The following is a 15,562-nucleotide window of genomic DNA, read 5'->3' on the forward strand; positions in this document are numbered from 1 at the left end:
CAGTCAAGGAATTCACAATGCCCCAGCCGCTAGGTTTCGAGGATCTCGTCCCCGCCCCCGCCGGGCGATTCGACGGGATCCAGCGCCCCTACACCGCCGCCGACGTCGCCCGGCTGCGCGGTTCGCTGCCGGTGGAGCATACGCTGGCCCGCCGCGGCGCGCTCAAGCTGTGGGAGCTGCTGCGCACCGAGGATTATGTTCATGCCCTCGGCGCGCTGTCGGGCAACCAGGCGATGCAGATGGTCCGCGCCGGGCTGAAGGCGATCTATCTGTCGGGCTGGCAGGTCGCGGCGGATGCCAACACCGCCGGGCAGATGTACCCCGACCAGTCGCTCTACCCGGCCAATGCCGGGCCGGAGCTGGCGCGGCGGATCAATGCGACGCTCCAGCGCGCCGACCAGATCGAGCATATGGAAGGCGGCGCGACGCGCGACTGGTTCGCCCCGATCGTCGCCGACGCGGAAGCCGGGTTCGGCGGGCCGCTCAACTGCTTCGAGATCATGAAGTCCTACATCGCGGCCGGTGCAGCGGGCGTGCATTACGAGGACCAGCTGGCGAGCGAGAAGAAGTGCGGCCATCTCGGCGGCAAGGTGCTGATCCCCACCCAGGCGCATATCCGCAATCTCGATGCGGCGCGGCTGGCGGCGGATGTGTGCGGCGTACCCACGGTGATTTGCGCGCGCACCGATGCGGAATCGGCCAAGCTGATCACCTCTGACGTCGACGCGCGCGACCACCAGTTCCTCACCGGTGAGCGGACCCCCGAGGGGTTCTTCCGCCTGAAGGAGGGGACCGGCGTCGACCATTGCATCCAGCGCGGCCTCGCCTTCGCGCCCCATGCCGACCTGCTGTGGTGGGAGACCTCGAAACCCAATCTCGACGACGCCCGCCGCTTCGCCGAGGCGATCAAGAAGGCGCATCCGAACAAGATGCTGGCGTACAACTGCTCGCCCAGCTTCAACTGGGAGAAGAACCTGGACAAGGACGACATCGCCCGCTTCCAGCGCGAGATCGGGGCGATGGGATACAAGTTCCAGTTCGTCACCCTCGCCGGCTTCCACAGCCTCAACTACGGCATGTACGAGCTGGCGCGCGGCTATCGGGATCGCGGCATGGCGGCCTATTCGGAACTGCAGCAGGCCGAGTTCGCGGCGGAGGCCGACGGCTATACCGCAACGCGCCACCAGCGCGAGGTCGGCACCGGCTATTTCGACGCCATTGCCCAGACCGTGGCGGGGGGCGCCAGCTCCACCACCGCGCTCGCCGAGAGCACCGAAGCCGCCCAGTTCACCAGTGAAGCCGCGTAATCAGGAGAGCATTGCCATGTCGAACGAACCGCAGCGCAGCCGCGCCGTCTTTTCCACCGAAGATTTCCGCCTGCTCCGCGAGGCCGTCGGGGCCCATCTGCAGGCGGTGAAGGACAAGCCGGAATCGGTGAAGTTCTCCAACCTCTACCATCGCTTGGGCCGCGTGGCCTGACGCCTTTCCCGGGGAGGAAAGGATGCCCGCCGGGTCAAGGACCTGGCGGGCATTTCCAGTGTCAGTCGGCCCGCGCGCCAAGCTGCGCCAGCCGGGCGGCATGCTCCGCCTTGCCGAAGGGAAAGCGCCGGTAGAAGAACGCCGCGATGGCGCCGAGCAAAAGGTAGACGGCGCAGAAGATCAGCGTGAAGCGGTCGATCACCCCCTCGGGAACCGTTCCCGGCTTGGCGCCGTCGGGGAAGCCGGAGAGGCTTAGGATCAGGCCGGTGGCGAAGATGCCGAGCCCGCTCGAGCATTTCTGGACGAAGAAGAAGCCGGCGAAGAACACGCCCTCGGAACGCCGCCCGGTCTCGACCTCGCTGTGTTCGACCACGTCCGCCAGCATCGAGGCGCCGAGCATGGTGGAGGACACGGCGAAGGTGGCGTTGACGGTGAAGATCGAGAACAGCACCGGCAGCAGCAGCGGACTCCCCGGTGCCGGGAACAGCCCGGCGAGGCGGAGCAGATAGGGCGCGGCGAGCAGCAGCACGGCGAACACCATCGCCATCGTCGCCGCCTGCGGCTTCCCCATCCGGTGCGCTAGTCTCGGGGCGAGGAAGAAGGCGAAGACGACGCCCAGGAACAGCGTCGCGCCGAGCAACTGGAAGGCGAGGTTCCCGAAGCGCCACACATGGGCGTAGAGATAGTTGGACATCGAGAAGCTGATGCCCTGCGCGACGAAATAGCTGAGTGCCGCCGTCATCAGCACCAGGAAGGCCGGGTTGCGCAGCGTGGCGAACAGCTCGGCGATGCTCTGGCGGAGCGGCTGGGGCTCGACTTCCACCGGCGGCAGGTTCTTGATCTCGCGGTGGGTCCCCAGCGCCGAGCCGAGGATCGCCACCACCATCAGCGCTGCCCCGCCGATCGCGAAACCGGGATAGCCCGCCCGGTCGAACTGGCCGTGCGGCTGGCCGGCCCGTTCGGCGAGGAACCAGCCATAGGAGAGCATCAACATCGCCATGCCCCCGCCCCAGCCGAACAGGAAGCGATAGGCCATGATCCGGGTGCGCTCCTCATAGTCGGACGAGAGTTCGGGGCTGAGCGCCTGGGATGGGACTTCAAAGGCGGAGACGGCGGTGCGCACCACCACGGCGGTGATGAACAGCCAGCCGAGCAGCGCGCTCTGGCCCCAGGCAGGCGGGTTCCACAGGAACAGCCAGCCGACCGCGATCGGCAGCCACGCCGCATACATCCAGGGATGGCGGCGGCCCCAGCGGCTCCGCGTGCGGTCCGAGAGCATGCCGATGGCCGGGTCGACGAACGCGTCGAACAGCAACGCGCACATGATTACGAAGCCGACCTGCGCGGCGGGCAGCCCCACCACCTGATTGTAGAATAGCAGCAGGAAGGTGACGAAGCAGAAATCCTTCACGCCGTACGCCGCGGCACCGAAGCCATAGGCGAGCATCGTCGGCGTCGCCACGCGCCGGCTTGGCGGCACGGGTGGGGTGTCGGCGGTGCGACCGGCCATCAACTGCTTCTCCACTACGTCCCCCGCTCTTCCCGATACAGGGGCAGGACCGCCCCGGCAAACGAAACACTTTGGAAGATCGGGTACGGCTTGCAGCACGCCAGGCAGCCGCTATACCTGCCGCCAATTAGAACCGAGAGGATGGCCATGGCCCTCGAACCCGAGCTGTTCGACGCGCTGCTCGACACGGTCCGCCGCTTCGTCGCCGAGCGGCTCCGCCCGCTGGAGGCGGAGGTGGAGGCGGCAGATGCGATCCCCGAGCATATCGTCGAGGAGATGAAGGCGCTCGGCCTGTTCGGGCTATCGATCGCCGAGGAACATGGCGGGCTCGGCCTTACCATGGCCGAGGAAGCCCGGGTGGCGATCGAGCTGGGGCGCACCACGCCCGCCTTCCGCTCGGCATTCGGGACCAATGTCGGCATCGGCAGCCAGGGGCTGGTGATCGCCGGCACGCCTGAGCAGAAGGCGCACTGGCTGCCGAAGATCGCCCGTGGCGCGATCATCACCAGTTTCGCGCTGACCGAGCCCGATGTCGGCTCGGACTCCGGATCGGTGAAGACCCGCGCGGTGCGCGACGGCGACGTGTACCGGCTGAATGGCACCAAGCGCTACATCACCAATGCCGACAAGGCGCAGCTGTTCACCGTGATGGCGCGCACCGGCGAGGAAGCGGGCGGTCGCGGCGTCTCCGCCTTCCTCGTGCCGCGCGACCTCCCCGGCGTCTCGATCGGCGAACCCGAAAACAAGATGGGGCAGAAGGGCGCGCGGGTCGCCGACGTGATCTTTGAGGACGTGCCGGTGCCGGTCAAGAACCGGCTGGGGGCGGAGGGTGAGGGGTTCCGAATCGCGATGCAGGTGCTCGACCGCGGTCGGCTGCACATCGCCGCGGTGTGCGTCGGTGTGGCCGAGCGGCTGATCGCCGACTGCGTCGCCTATGCCAGCGAGCGCAAGCAGTTCGGCAAGCCGATCGCCGAACACCAGCTGATCCAGGCAATGCTGGCGGATTCGAAGACCGAGGCACTCGCCGCGCGGGCGCTGGTGCTGGAGACCGCCGCTGCAAAAGATGCGGGCGGCAACACGACGATGGAAGCCGCCGCGGCGAAATACTTCGCCAGCGAGATGGTCGGCCGCGTCGCCGATCGCGCGGTCCAGATCTTCGGCGGCGCCGGCTATATCGCCGATTACGGGATCGAGCGGCTGTACCGCGACGTACGGCTGTTCCGGATCTACGAGGGCACCAGCCAGATCCAGCAGCTGATCATCGCGCGCGAGACGCTGAAGCGCGGTGGGTAAGAAAGCCTCTCCCCTTGGGGGTAGAGGGTTGGGAGAGGGGCAGTCGAACACACGAACCGATGGGCCGGGATCGAGAGACTGCCCCTCTCCCCCGCCCCCTCCCGGATGGGGAGAGGGAGTTTGGCATGGACGTAGCTTCGCTGTTTCGCCTCGATGGACGGGTGGCGCTGGTCACCGGCGGCTCGCGCGGAATCGGGCGCATGATCGCCGAGGGTTTCGTCACCTCGGGCGCGAAGGTCTATGTTTCGTCGCGGCGAGCCGACGCCTGCGAAGCCACCGCTGCCGCCCTGGGGCAGAACGCGATCCCGCTACCGCATGACGTGTCGACCGTCGACGGCTGCCGGGCCCTAGCGGCGGACCTGGCCGCACGGGAACCCCGGCTCGACATTCTCGTCAACAATGCGGGCGCCGCCTGGGGCGAACCGTTCGAGAATTTTCCCGAAAAGGGCTGGGACAAGGTGATGGACCTCAACGTCAAGTCGCCCTTCTTCCTCACCCAAGCGCTGCATGGTTTGCTTCAGGCGGCGGGCAGCGCGGAACGCCCGGCCAAGGTGATCAACATCACCTCGATCGACGGCCAGCGACTGAATGCGTGGGAAACCTACAGCTATCAGGCGTCCAAGGCGGCGTTGATCCACCTGACCCGGCGCATGGCGGCACGGCTGGTGCGCGACCAGATCCACGTCACCTCGATCGCCCCCGGCGCCTTCCCCAGCGACATGAACAAGGCCGCGCGCGACCATGGCGGCACCGTGGCGCAGGCGATCCCCGCCAGGCGCATCGGCGTCGCCGAGGACATGGCCGGCGCGGCGATCTACCTCGCCAGCCGCGCGGGGGATTATCTGGTGGGGGAAACCGTCACCGTCGATGGCGGCCTGGTCAACGCGTCGCTGGGCGCGAGCATCGACGGCTAGGCTGCGCGGCCGAGTAAGCCCACCGATAAGAGATAGCCCCCCGCCAGCAGTGCAACCCACTGCATCGCGCGCATGGTGGAAATGTAGCGGGGATGCTGCAGCGCGCGGGCCACTGCGGCAGGCGACGCCAACATGCCTGCACCTTCGAAAGCCCACCAAACTCCCGTTCCGGTCACCGAAATCTCAGCGAGATTGCCCCAATGGCGATGGAACGAGACGATACTCGCGCCGACGAACCATGCGACCGCCCCGACGGCATGCATCGCCGCCGGATGCTGGCACAGGTTGCGGGAGAAATCGGCAACCGCGGTGGGAATCCGAAGGAAACCCACCGCAGATGCCAGCAGATAGATGCCGAGCACCGGTGCCAGCACGAGCGTATCGCGCGAGACCAGCGGCCCGAGCAAGTCGACGGACATCAGCGTGCGATGTCGCCGGCGGCCAGCACCGCCAGCGTCACCAGCTCGCTCGCCGTGGAGGTCATCGGCGCGATCTGCACCGACTTTTCCATGCCGATCAGCATCGGGCCGATGGTGGAGTCGCCGCCCAGCTCGCGCAGCAGCTTGGCCGAGATGTTGGCCGACTGCAGGCCCGGCATGATCAGGATGTTGGCCGGGCCCGAGAGGCGCGCGAAGGGATAGTTGGCGAGCAGCTTCGGGTTGAGCGCCACATCCGGCGCCATGTCGCCTTCATATTCGAAGCTCACCCCGCGTGCGTCGAGCACCTTCACCGCGTCGCGGATATTGTCGATCCACTTGCCCTCGGGGTTGCCGAAGGTCGAGTAGCTCAACAGCGCGACGCGCGGCTCATGCCCCATGCGGCGAGCGACCTGCACGGTGCGCTCGGCGATGTCGGCCAGTTCCTCGGCGCTCGGACGCTCGCTTACCGTGGTGTCGGCGATGAACACCGTGTGCGACTGGCCGACCAGCACATGGATGCCGAACGGGGTGCGGCCGTCCACCGGGTCAATCACGCGGCGCACCTGCCGCATCGTCTCGGCATAGGTGCGGGTAACGCCGGTGATCATCGCGTCGGCATGGCCCAGGCGGAGAAGCAGCGAGCCGAAGATGTTGCGGTCGCGGTTGACCATCCGCTCGCAATCGCGGTGGAGATAACCGCGACGCTGGAGGCGCGTATAGAGCGTCTCGACCATCTCGCTCACGAGCGGCGAGTTAACGCTGTTGTGCAGCTCGAAATGATCGGGATTGGCGCCGAGCGCGCGCAGCTGCTCGTGTACCGATTCGCGGCCGACCAGCACCGGCGTGCCATAGCCGCCTTCCTGGAAGGCGATGGCGGCGCGCAGCACCACTTCTTCCTCGCCCTCGGCAAAGATGACGCGCTTCGGCCGGGCGCGGGCACCCTCATAGGCCATGCTGAGCACCGACGTGGTGGGGTTCATGCGCGCCCGCAGCTGCTGGCGATAGGCCGTCATGTCGATGATCGGTCGCGTTGCGACGCCCGAGTCCATCGCCGCCTGCGCCACGGCCGAGGGAATGATCTCGATGAGACGCGGATCGAACGGGGTCGGGATGATATAGTCGGGGCCGAAGCTGTGCGACGTGCCATAGGCGGTCGCCACTTCCTCCGGTACCTGCTGGCGGGCGAGTTCGGCAAGCGCGCGCGCCGCAGCCACCTTCATCGCATCGTTGATGCCGGTCGCCCGCACGTCGAGCGCACCGCGGAAGATGAACGGGAAGCAGAGCACGTTGTTGACCTGGTTCGGATAGTCCGAACGGCCGGTGGCGATGATCACGTCCGGACGCACCCGCTTCGCCTCGGGCGGGGTGATCTCCGGATCGGGATTGGCCATCGCGAAGATGATCGGCTTCGGTGCCATCTTCTCGAGCAATTCGGCGGGCAACGCATTCGCGGCGGAGAGGCCGAGAAACACGTCCGCGCCGTCCAGCGCCTCGGCCAGCGTGCGGCGATCGGTCTTGGCGGCGTGGGCGGACTGCCACTGGTTCACGCCTTCGCGGCCCTGATAGATCACGCCCGTTCGGTCGCACATCAGCAGGTTGTCCTGCGGCAGGCCCATCGCCTTGATCAGCTCGGTGCAGGCGATCGCGGCCGCGCCGGCGCCGTTGACGACGATCTTGGTCGTCTTCAGGTCGCGGCCGGTAAGGTACAGCGCGTTGATGATGCCGGCGGCGGCGATGATCGCGGTGCCGTGCTGGTCGTCATGGAACACCGGAATGTTCATGCGCTCGCGCAGGGTCTGCTCGATCACGAAGCATTCGGGAGACTTGATGTCCTCCAGGTTGATGCCGCCGAAGCTCGGCTCCATCAGTTCGACCGCGTCGATGAAGCGATCGACGTCCTCGGTCTTCAGCTCGAGATCGATCGAGTCGACATCGGCGAAGCGCTTGAACAGCACCGCCTTGCCCTCCATCACCGGCTTGGAGGCCAAGGCACCGAGATTGCCGAGGCCCAGAATAGCGGTACCATTGGAGATCACGGCAACGAGATTGCCCTTCGCCGTATAGTCATAGGCGGTCGCCGGGTTCTCGGAGATCGCCAGCACCGGCACCGCGACGCCGGGCGAATAGGCAAGCGCAAGGTCGCGCTGGGTCGCCATTGGCTTGGAGGCGACGATCTCGATCTTACCGGGGCGGCCCTCGGCGTGATAGCGCAGCGCCTCCCTATCGGAAAACTGGACGTTGCTCTCTTCGGCCATCCGCTCGGCTCCTACTAATGAATGTTTGCGCCCCTTAAGCAGCCCGGGGCGGCGATTGCAAACCAGAGAAGGTGGATTCCGTGCTTTCCCCTACGTCCGGGGGGCAGGGTGGACGGCGTACAGCGCGCTGCTACCGGAACGCCATACCGGCACCAGGCGGGCATCGTGAAAGCCTGGCGGGAGCGCCACGTCGATCAGCCATAGATAGTCGACCTGGTCCAGGGGCAGGATCGGCGCCAGCTGGGCGATGCTGTGTCGATGGCGGCCCGCTCCCGTATCGCCCACGCAATCGGGCGGCGAGACGAGCTGCGAGGGATCGGTGGCGAAGCCCTCCGGCCCATAGCGCGATTCCAGCAGGTGCACCGACTTGACCGCCCAATGCGCGTTCACCCAGGCATCCCGCTCGAGCGTAACAAGGTTGGCGAGATGCGTCATGCGCGGGCTCCGCCATCCTCGCAGGCCGCAATCCGTAAGGGTGAGGTTCAACACCCTGCTGCCCCGCGCGACATGGTCCAGTGCCTGCAACTCGCGATGGTATCGCTGGCCATAGTCGACAAAGCTCGCCGTGGTCACGCCGAAGCGCAGCAGCAGCAGCAACGCGCCTGTGGCGGCAACCCACGCGCGGGATCGACGCTGTACGCAGCTCCAATCTTGCAGGGCGAGAGCGAGCAGCATGGCATGGGCGATCAGGCGCGCGTCGACATTGGCCGTGCCGGCCAGCTGATAGGGCGCGACGAGAAACATCCCGAAGGTCGTCCAGACCGCCAACCGTCCCGGCTTGGCCAGCCTTGCGCCGCGCAACCAACCCCAGACCAGCACGGCGAAGGCGGCGATCAGGCTTACCAGGTCGAACGCCATGTTCTGGTCGCGGAGCATGTTGAACAGCGCGTCGAATTTGCCGGGAAAGTCCCAGACGGTTTTGCCGCCCTTCTCGCCCCCGGCCGACAGCCATACCGGCACCGCAACGAAGACGAATGGCCACAGCCGTGCCCCGACTCTGCCGAGCGCCCCCGGCTGCCACCAGCGCCCCGCCCGGTCCGCTTCATAGCCGGCGACCCAGAGGAGCAGCAGCGCGCCCCCCTCGCCATGGCCGACGAACAGCGCGGGCGCGAACAAGGCGAAGACCGCCGCCCGCAGCGCGCGACGCCGCTCCAGCGCCATCCACAGCGCCCAGCCGCAAAGGGACAGGGCGGCGCTGAGCGCATAGTTGACGAAGCCCCATAGGAACGAGTCGTTGTAGACGAACAGCAGTGCCCAAGGCAGCGCGGCCGCGCCTTTGGGATTCAGCCGCCGCGTGACCGCCAGCAGGCCCAGCACGGTCAACGCCGGCACCGCCGCGCAGACCAGCCACATCGCCGCCACCGGCCCGAGCAAGGGATGCAGCGCCTGAACGATCAGGTCCGCGCCGAGATTGAGCGTCGGCCGCCAGGTAAAGGTAAAATAGCGGTGCAGCACGCTGTCCACCGGCGCCAGCTGCACCGCAAAGCGACCGATGTGGCCGGGCACGTCCACCAGCGGTGGCACCCGCACGAACCAGAAGGGCAGCGTCGAAAGCAGCGCGAGCATGGCGATCCAGCGCCAGCGAAGTACCGCGGCCACACGCGCCTGCGCGGAAAAGAACGTCATGCCCGGGGCCTTATCCCCAGTTTCCCCAGCCGTCACCCCATGGCGGCGGTTGTGCCGCCCCCCGCCGATCCGGTAGCGGGAAGCATGTCCTCCGCCGCCCCTACCCCGATGATGGCCCAGTATCTTGCGCTCAAGGAAGAGGCTGGCGATTGCCTGCTATTCTATCGCATGGGCGATTTCTTCGAGCTGTTCTTTGACGACGCGAAGATCGCGAGTTCGGTGCTCGACATCGCGCTGACCTCCCGCGGCGAGCATGAAGGGGACAAGATCCCGATGTGCGGCGTGCCCGTGCACGCGATGGAGGGGTATCTCGCCCGACTGATCAAGGCCGGCCACCGCGTCGCCATCGCCAACCAGACCGAGACGCCCGAGGAAGCGAAGAAGCGCGCCGGCTCGAAGGCACTGGTGGCGCGGGCGATCATTCGTGTCGTCACCGCAGGCACGCTGACCGAGGAAGCGCTCCTCGACAGCCGCACCGCCAATTGGTGCGCGGCCGTGGGCGAAGCGAGCGGCGGCGTCGCGATCGCTTGCGCCGACATCTCCACAGGCCGGTTCGAGCTGATCGAGACCGATGCGGCCCGGCTGGGTGCAGAACTCGCCCGCCTCAACCCCGCCGAGACGATCGCCTGCGACGCCACCGACTTCGCCGAGCTGATGACGGCGCTGCGCCCAAAAATCGACTTCGACAGCGCGGGCGGCGAGGCGCGGCTGAAGCGGCTGTTCGGCGTGGCGACGCTCGACGGCTTCGGCCAGTTCTCGCGCGCCGGGCTGGCGGCGGCGGGCGGACTGGTCGCCTATCTGGAGCATACCGCCAAGGGATCGCTGCCCTTTCTCCGCCCGCCGCGCGTCAGCCGCGCCGAAGCGGCAATGGCGATCGATGCAGCGACGCGCGAGAGCCTGGAACTGACGGTAAGCAGTGCGGGCGCCCGCAAGGGCAGCCTGCTCGACGCCGTCGACCGCACCGTTACCGGCGCCGGCGCGCGGCTGCTCGGCGCCGACATCGCCGCGCCGTTGATGGACCGCGCTGCGATCGACGCGCGACTGGATCTCGTCACCCTGTTCCACGACGATGCCGGCCTGCGCGACGGCATCCGGGCGACGCTGCGTGCCCTGCCCGATATCGGCCGGGCATTGGGCCGCCTCGCCGCCGGACGCGGTTCCCCCCGCGACCTCGGCCAACTTCGCGATGGGCTCGACGGCGCCTGGCGGCTGGGCGAGAAGCTAGACCGGCTGGCCGACGCCCCCGCCATGCTCCGCGAGCTCGCACCCCAGTTGCGCGGCCACGGCGCGCTGATCGACCTGCTGACCCGCGCGCTGGTGCCCGAGCCCCCGGTCGACGCCGCGCATGGCGGCTATATCGCCGAAGGCTATGACGCCGCGCTCGACGACCTTCGCGACGCCGGCGCCGGCGGCCGACGCGCCATCGCCGCACTGGAAGGCGAATATCGCGCCCGCACCGGCATCTCCGCCCTGAAGATTCGCCACAACGGCGTGCTCGGCTATCATATCGAAGTCCCCGCCCGCTCGGCCGATGCGCTGATGAAGCCGGATAGCGGCTTCACCCATCGCCAGACGCTCGCCGGCGTGGTCCGCTTCAATGCGCCGGAGCTGCACGATGTTGCGGTGAAGGTGACGCAAGCCGGCGCCCACGCCCTTTCCGCCGAGGCGGCGCATCTGGAAGACCTGACCGGCCAAGCCCTAGCCTGCCGGGAGCCGATCGCGGCCACCGCCGATGCGCTTGCCCGCATCGACGTTGCTGCGGGTCTCGCCGAGCGGGCAGCGGAAGGCGGCTGGACACGGCCCGACCTCGTCGAACATAGCTGTTTCGAGATCGAAGGCGGGCGACACCCGGTGGTGGAAGCCGCCGTCGCACGCGCGGGAGGCCGCTTCGTCGCCAACGACTGCAAGCTTTCCGAAGATTCGCGGTTGTGGCTGGTCACCGGCCCCAACATGGGCGGCAAGTCGACCTTCCTGCGCCAGAACGCCCTGATCGCGGTGCTCGCCCAGGCCGGCAGCTATGTCCCCGCCGCCCGCGCGTCGCTGGGGCTGGTCGACCGGCTGTTCAGTCGCGTCGGCGCCTCGGACAATCTCGCACGCGGCCGCTCGACCTTCATGGTGGAGATGGTCGAGACCGCCGCGATCCTCGCGCAGGCGACCCCGCGCAGCTTCGTGATCCTCGACGAGGTCGGGCGCGGTACCTCGACCTATGATGGACTGGCCATTGCCTGGGCCGTGGTGGAAGCGATCCATGAGGACAATCGCTGCCGCTGCCTCTTCGCCACCCATTATCACGAGCTGACCCGGCTCGCCGAGCGTTGCGACGCGCTCTCCCTCCACCATGTCCGCGCCCGGGAGTGGAAGGGCGAGCTGGTGCTGCTGCACGAACTGGCGGAGGGCCCCGCGGATCGCAGCTACGGTCTCGCCGTGGCTCGGCTTGCCGGTATGCCCCCTGCCACCGTCAAGCGCGCCAAGGCGGTGCTGGACAAGCTGGAGGCCGGCCGGGCGAAGACCGGCGGCCTTGCGGCAGGGCTGGACGAACTTCCGCTGTTCGCAGCCGCGGCGCATGCCGAGGAGGAGAAGGTCGACGCCTTGCGCCACGAACTGGAGACGTTGGATGTCGACGCCTTAAGTCCGCGCGAGGCGCTGGACATACTCTACAAGCTGAAGGGGCTCGCCGGAGAAGCGTAGCGGTCGCTGGGCGCCGTTAGGCGGCTTCCCGCTCCGCATGCGCTTCGAGGAAGATGGCGGCGTCGCCTGCGGTCAGCGGCCGAGAGAAAAGATAGCCCTGGAATTCGTGGCAGCCGAAGGAGCGCAGGAACAGCTGCTGTATCTCGTCTTCAACGCCTTCCGCCGTCACCCCGATGCCGAGCGACTGGCCGATGCCCAGCACCGCCTGGATGATCGCCCGCGCATCCTGCGACCGGCCGAGATCGCGCACGAAGCTCTGGTCGATCTTCACGCGATCGATCGCCAGCTTGTGGAGGTGGGAAAGGCTGGAATAGCCGGTGCCGAAATCGTCAAGCACCAGCTGCGCGCCCGCCTCGCGCAGGCGCGCGAGCCCCGCCTCGACTCCCGCGTCCATCGCCAGCATTGCGCTTTCGGTGACTTCCAGCTGCAACTGCCGCGGATCCATGCCGTGTCGCGCCAGGATCGCCAGAATGCGCGTGTCGATCTCCGGGCTGCGGAGCTGAATTGGCGAGAGGTTCACCGCCAGCGAGATATGCGGAAAACGCACCATCATGGCGACGGCGCGGTCCAGCACCCATTCGCCCAGCGGCACGATCAGGCCGCTCGCCTCGGCGATCGGAATGAAGGCGGCCGGCGGGATCGTGCCCTGTTGCGGGTGATGCCAGCGCACCAGCGCCTCGACGCCCACCACACGGTGGCCCCCGGCATCGATCACCGGCTGATAATGCACGTCGAGCTGGTCGCCGGCCGCCAATGCCTTGCGCAGGTCCTTCTCCAGCGTGCGCCGCGCCTGCACCTCGGCGGCCAGCGCGGCATCAAACAGGCGGAACTCGTTGGCCGGCTGCCGCTTGGCCTCATACAGGGCAAATTCGGCGCGGCGGTGCAGTTCGTCGTGACAAAGGCCGGGTTCCGCCCAGGCGCAGCCGATCGAAATGCCCAGCGCCACCTCGCCCGCCGGCCCGGACAGCGGCGCATCCACCAGCGCAAGCAGGCGACGGCAGGCTGCTTCGGCTGCCGCGGCATCGGGGCAGTCCTCCACCAGCATGGCGAAGCTGTCCCCGCCCGTGCGCGCTACCCGGTCCGACCCGCGGGCAGCGCCCGCGAGCCGGTAGGCGAAAGCCCGGAGCAGGGCATCGCCGACACAATCCCCGAACGCGTCGTTGATGTCCTTGAACTGATAGAGATCGATCATCACAAGCCCGGACCGCCCCGAAGCGCCGAGCGACGCCGCCAGCTGCTCGTTCAGCGCGGCGCGGTTGGGCAGGCCGGTGAGCGCATCGTGATAGGCAAGATGGCGGATCCGCGCTTCCGCCGCGCGCAGCGCGGTGATGTCGGTAAGGATGGTGAGCACCAGCGGCTCGCCCTCGTGCAGGATGCGGCGACGGCGAGTCACGACGTGACGGATCGATCCGTCAAATCCGTCGACCACCTCCTCCGTCTCAAGATCCTCGCCGGTGGCGAATACCTGGGCGTGCTCGGCGGTAAAGCGCAGCAGCTGTTCGGGGGAGAGATATTCCTCGATCGGCGTGGTGAGCCAATACGCCCGGTCCTTGCCGGCGAGCGCGCAGAAGGCGGTGTTAACCTCCACGATGCGGTCGCCGCGGTCGATGACCAGTACCGGCGAGGGCAGCGCTTCCAGCATCATGCGCAGGCAGGTATCGCACCCTGCGTCCGCATCTCCCTCGTCTGCCTGCCGCATCGGGCGCTCCGCTGCAAAAATCCCTGGAGCGTGCATTTCTGCCCTGCCGACTCGGACCCCGCCTAGTTGGGGTATGTCCATATCGGAAGCGCAACTTTTCGCTAACCAGCGATCGCGGCGGAAACTGCGCGTTTCACAGGCCCAAAATGAAAGAGGCCGCCGGGCCCCAATCCTGGGTACCCGGCGACCCCCGACATGGTCAGCGGCCGGAGAGCTCCAGCCCGGGAGACCATGCGGACCGCGTTACCTGCAGCTGCCACCGTTGATTGGAGGAAAATACCTCCCGGCGGCGGTACGAACGGAGGGCTTCCGTTCGCAAGGCAGGATCAGCGGCGCGTCTCCCGAACGAACTGAACCGACCTCACTGCTGAACCATGAGACATCGGATCACCTCCTTTCGCTTGTTGAAGAGCCTGTGCCTCTCGACACACTTGACATGTAGGACGCCCCTGAGTCGCAGAACAAGTCTTGTAAAAGATTTTTATCGGTGCGATTCTGGACGTCTGGGCCGAAGCGGTGCGCCGCGTCGCCTCATTTGCGGCAATCCTCCGCCACCCGCAGGATTTCCGGCCAGGCCGGAATGACCAGCACCGGCAAGCCCCCGCCCTCGATCACGAACCGCCCGCGGCTGAAGCCGAGCGCGTCCAGGAAGCTGTCGTTCGCGGCAAAGGCCATGGCGAGCATGCCGGGTGCGCGCGGGTCGGGCGTAGCAGGCACGGCGCGGACGGCGCTGGTGGTCCGCAAGGTCAGGGTCGCCGGGGCGGAACCGGTACGGGCTAGCGTCACGCGTCGCGCAGCCAGGTCGCAGCGCAGGATCGCAAGCGGCGCGCCGCCGGCGACACCATAGGTCGCGGTGCCGTTCCGATAGTGCCAATCGCCGGGCGTCAGCGGCCAGTCGCGCCAGTCCGCGCCGATCGTCGGGGCGGGCCTGGGCGGCGGCGGGGCCGCAGGCACCGGCACGGGGCGGGGCGCAGGTGCGGGCGGCGGCGTGGAAGGAGCAGGCACGCAGCCGGCGAGCGCGACGAGGCCGACGCCGGCGAACAGGGAAAGCAAACGCATGGCCGGGCTTATGGACGCGTGCGAGGGGCGGCTCAACCGGCGGCTGCAGCGATCACGACGGAACGCAAGCTGGCGGCGACACGCGGGGCGTCAGGCGGCGAAGCGGGCCGCATAGATTGCCGGACGGTAGCGCGGCTCCGGTATGGGCAGGCCGTTTGCGCGCGCGGCCTCGATCCACCCTTCCATGGCTTCACGGACATTGGCGAGCGCTGTCTCGGGGGTATCCCCGTGCGTGGTGCAATACCGCAAGTCAGGGACGTCGGCGATCCAGCACCCATCCTCGTCCGACCAGAGCAGATTGATGTGGTAATGCGGCTCGCTCATTCTTCCATACTCAGCCCGAACTCGGCGACCATATCAAGAAACTGGAGAGTTTGATGCAAGTTGGCCGCACCAGGTGTTCATGAAGACGGTCGCCGAGCACAGCCTCACGGTCAGCGCAGGCCATAGCGCGATCATGCGCCGCGACCGGACCGTGATGGCGGCCAAATAGGAACCAGAAGAACGAGACTGTTTCCTCCCCCGCCAGGGGGAGGTGGCGCCGAAGGCGACGGAGGGGGAGGTCGGCGACCCACTCGCCGTGGTGCTTCCTCCCCCTCCGTCAGGCTGCGCCTGACACC

At 67.6% G+C, this 15,562-nt stretch carries 12 protein-coding genes; 5 read left to right on the top strand and 7 right to left on the bottom strand.

The genetic code is table 11. From position 1 onward, the window contains the following. The first annotated feature begins 17 nt into the window (after positions 1-17). Together aceA and A7X12_RS25860 are read left to right on the top strand one after the other, a co-directional pair. Positions 18-1,307 (top strand): isocitrate lyase, encoded by a 1,290-nt coding sequence (gene aceA / locus A7X12_RS03790; protein ID WP_064310320.1) that lies wholly within the window; start codon positions 18-20, stop codon positions 1,305-1,307. 16 nt (positions 1,308-1,323) lie between these two features. Next, on the top strand, positions 1,324-1,479 hold the full coding sequence (locus A7X12_RS25860) for a hypothetical protein (RefSeq protein WP_019367690.1): 156 nt from the start codon (positions 1,324-1,326) through the stop codon (positions 1,477-1,479). A gap of 61 nt (positions 1,480-1,540) precedes the next feature. Here A7X12_RS25860 and A7X12_RS03795 read toward each other — a convergent pair whose 3' ends face one another. Continuing rightward, the gene (locus tag A7X12_RS03795) at positions 1,541-2,989 is read right to left on the bottom strand and encodes an MFS transporter (RefSeq protein ID WP_198161872.1); all 1,449 of its coding nucleotides are present in this window, start codon (positions 2,987-2,989) and stop codon (positions 1,541-1,543) included. Positions 2,990-3,136: 147 nt separating this feature from the next. On the opposite strand from A7X12_RS03795, the gene A7X12_RS03800 reads away from it, so the two are divergent. Together A7X12_RS03800 and A7X12_RS03805 are read left to right on the top strand one after the other, a co-directional pair. Beyond that, positions 3,137-4,282, top strand: a complete 1,146-nt coding sequence (locus A7X12_RS03800; RefSeq protein WP_064310321.1) for an acyl-CoA dehydrogenase family protein — start codon at positions 3,137-3,139, stop codon at positions 4,280-4,282. Between the two features lie 125 nt (positions 4,283-4,407). Then, the gene (locus A7X12_RS03805; RefSeq protein WP_064310322.1) at positions 4,408-5,196 is read left to right on the top strand and encodes an SDR family oxidoreductase; all 789 of its coding nucleotides are present in this window, start codon (positions 4,408-4,410) and stop codon (positions 5,194-5,196) included. Here A7X12_RS03805 and A7X12_RS03810 read toward each other — a convergent pair. From A7X12_RS03810 to A7X12_RS03820, 3 genes are all read right to left on the bottom strand, one after another. Further along, positions 5,193-5,615 carry a hypothetical protein gene (locus A7X12_RS03810; protein ID WP_064310323.1) on the bottom strand — a complete coding sequence of 141 codons (423 nt, stop codon included), beginning with the start codon at positions 5,613-5,615 and terminating at the stop codon, positions 5,193-5,195. The genes A7X12_RS03805 and A7X12_RS03810 overlap by 4 nt on opposite strands. Further along, a complete protein-coding gene (locus A7X12_RS03815; RefSeq protein ID WP_064310324.1) occupies positions 5,615-7,870 on the bottom strand; it encodes an NADP-dependent malic enzyme in 2,256 nt (751 codons plus the stop codon). Before A7X12_RS03815 ends, A7X12_RS03810 begins: the two co-directional genes overlap by 1 nt. Before the next feature lie 90 nt (positions 7,871-7,960). Then, a complete protein-coding gene (locus A7X12_RS03820; RefSeq protein ID WP_064310325.1) occupies positions 7,961-9,496 on the bottom strand; it encodes a hypothetical protein in 1,536 nt (511 codons plus the stop codon). Between the two features lie 108 nt (positions 9,497-9,604). On the opposite strand from A7X12_RS03820, the gene mutS reads away from it, so the two are divergent. Beyond that, positions 9,605-12,184 carry a DNA mismatch repair protein MutS gene (mutS, locus tag A7X12_RS03825; RefSeq protein WP_064310326.1) on the top strand — a complete coding sequence of 860 codons (2,580 nt, stop codon included), beginning with the start codon at positions 9,605-9,607 and terminating at the stop codon, positions 12,182-12,184. 16 nt (positions 12,185-12,200) lie between these two features. Here mutS and A7X12_RS03830 read toward each other — a convergent pair whose 3' ends face one another. From A7X12_RS03830 to A7X12_RS03840, 3 genes are all read right to left on the bottom strand, one after another. Beyond that, positions 12,201-13,883, bottom strand: coding sequence for a putative bifunctional diguanylate cyclase/phosphodiesterase (locus A7X12_RS03830; RefSeq protein WP_232318344.1), 1,683 nt, complete (start codon positions 13,881-13,883; stop codon positions 12,201-12,203). A 531-nt stretch (positions 13,884-14,414) separates the two neighbouring features. Then, a complete protein-coding gene (locus A7X12_RS03835) occupies positions 14,415-14,942 on the bottom strand; it encodes a hypothetical protein (RefSeq protein WP_064310327.1) in 528 nt (175 codons plus the stop codon). Positions 14,943-15,032: 90 nt separating this feature from the next. Further along, on the bottom strand, positions 15,033-15,266 hold the full coding sequence (locus A7X12_RS03840) for a type II toxin-antitoxin system HicB family antitoxin (RefSeq protein ID WP_064310328.1): 234 nt from the start codon (positions 15,264-15,266) through the stop codon (positions 15,033-15,035). Positions 15,267-15,562: the final 296 nt, after the last annotated feature.

This window comes from Sphingomonas sp. TDK1 (assembly GCF_001650735.1).
In the GTDB taxonomy this organism is placed as follows: Bacteria; Pseudomonadota; Alphaproteobacteria; order Sphingomonadales; family Sphingomonadaceae; genus Sphingomonas.

Bases quoted from the DNA above. Each gene is read 5' to 3' on its own strand.
- A7X12_RS03835 (WP_064310327.1), bottom strand. From the start codon at position 14,942: ATGCGTTTGCTTTCCCTGTTCGCCGGCGTCGGCCTCGTCGCGCTCGCC.
- A7X12_RS03805 (WP_064310322.1), top strand. From the start codon at position 4,408: ATGGACGTAGCTTCGCTGTTTCGCCTCGATGGACGGGTGGCGCTGGTC.
- A7X12_RS25860 (WP_019367690.1), top strand. From the start codon at position 1,324: ATGTCGAACGAACCGCAGCGCAGCCGCGCCGTCTTTTCCACCGAAGAT.
- A7X12_RS03830 (WP_232318344.1), bottom strand. From the start codon at position 13,883: ATGCGGCAGGCAGACGAGGGAGATGCGGACGCAGGGTGCGATACCTGC.
- A7X12_RS03800 (WP_064310321.1), top strand. From the start codon at position 3,137: ATGGCCCTCGAACCCGAGCTGTTCGACGCGCTGCTCGACACGGTCCGC.
- aceA (WP_064310320.1), top strand. From the start codon at position 18: ATGCCCCAGCCGCTAGGTTTCGAGGATCTCGTCCCCGCCCCCGCCGGG.
- A7X12_RS03795 (WP_198161872.1), bottom strand. From the start codon at position 2,989: ATGGCCGGTCGCACCGCCGACACCCCACCCGTGCCGCCAAGCCGGCGC.
- A7X12_RS03815 (WP_064310324.1), bottom strand. From the start codon at position 7,870: ATGGCCGAAGAGAGCAACGTCCAGTTTTCCGATAGGGAGGCGCTGCGC.
- A7X12_RS03820 (WP_064310325.1), bottom strand. From the start codon at position 9,496: ATGACGTTCTTTTCCGCGCAGGCGCGTGTGGCCGCGGTACTTCGCTGG.
- mutS (WP_064310326.1), top strand. From the start codon at position 9,605: ATGATGGCCCAGTATCTTGCGCTCAAGGAAGAGGCTGGCGATTGCCTG.
- A7X12_RS03810 (WP_064310323.1), bottom strand. From the start codon at position 5,615: ATGTCCGTCGACTTGCTCGGGCCGCTGGTCTCGCGCGATACGCTCGTG.
- A7X12_RS03840 (WP_064310328.1), bottom strand. From the start codon at position 15,266: ATGAGCGAGCCGCATTACCACATCAATCTGCTCTGGTCGGACGAGGAT.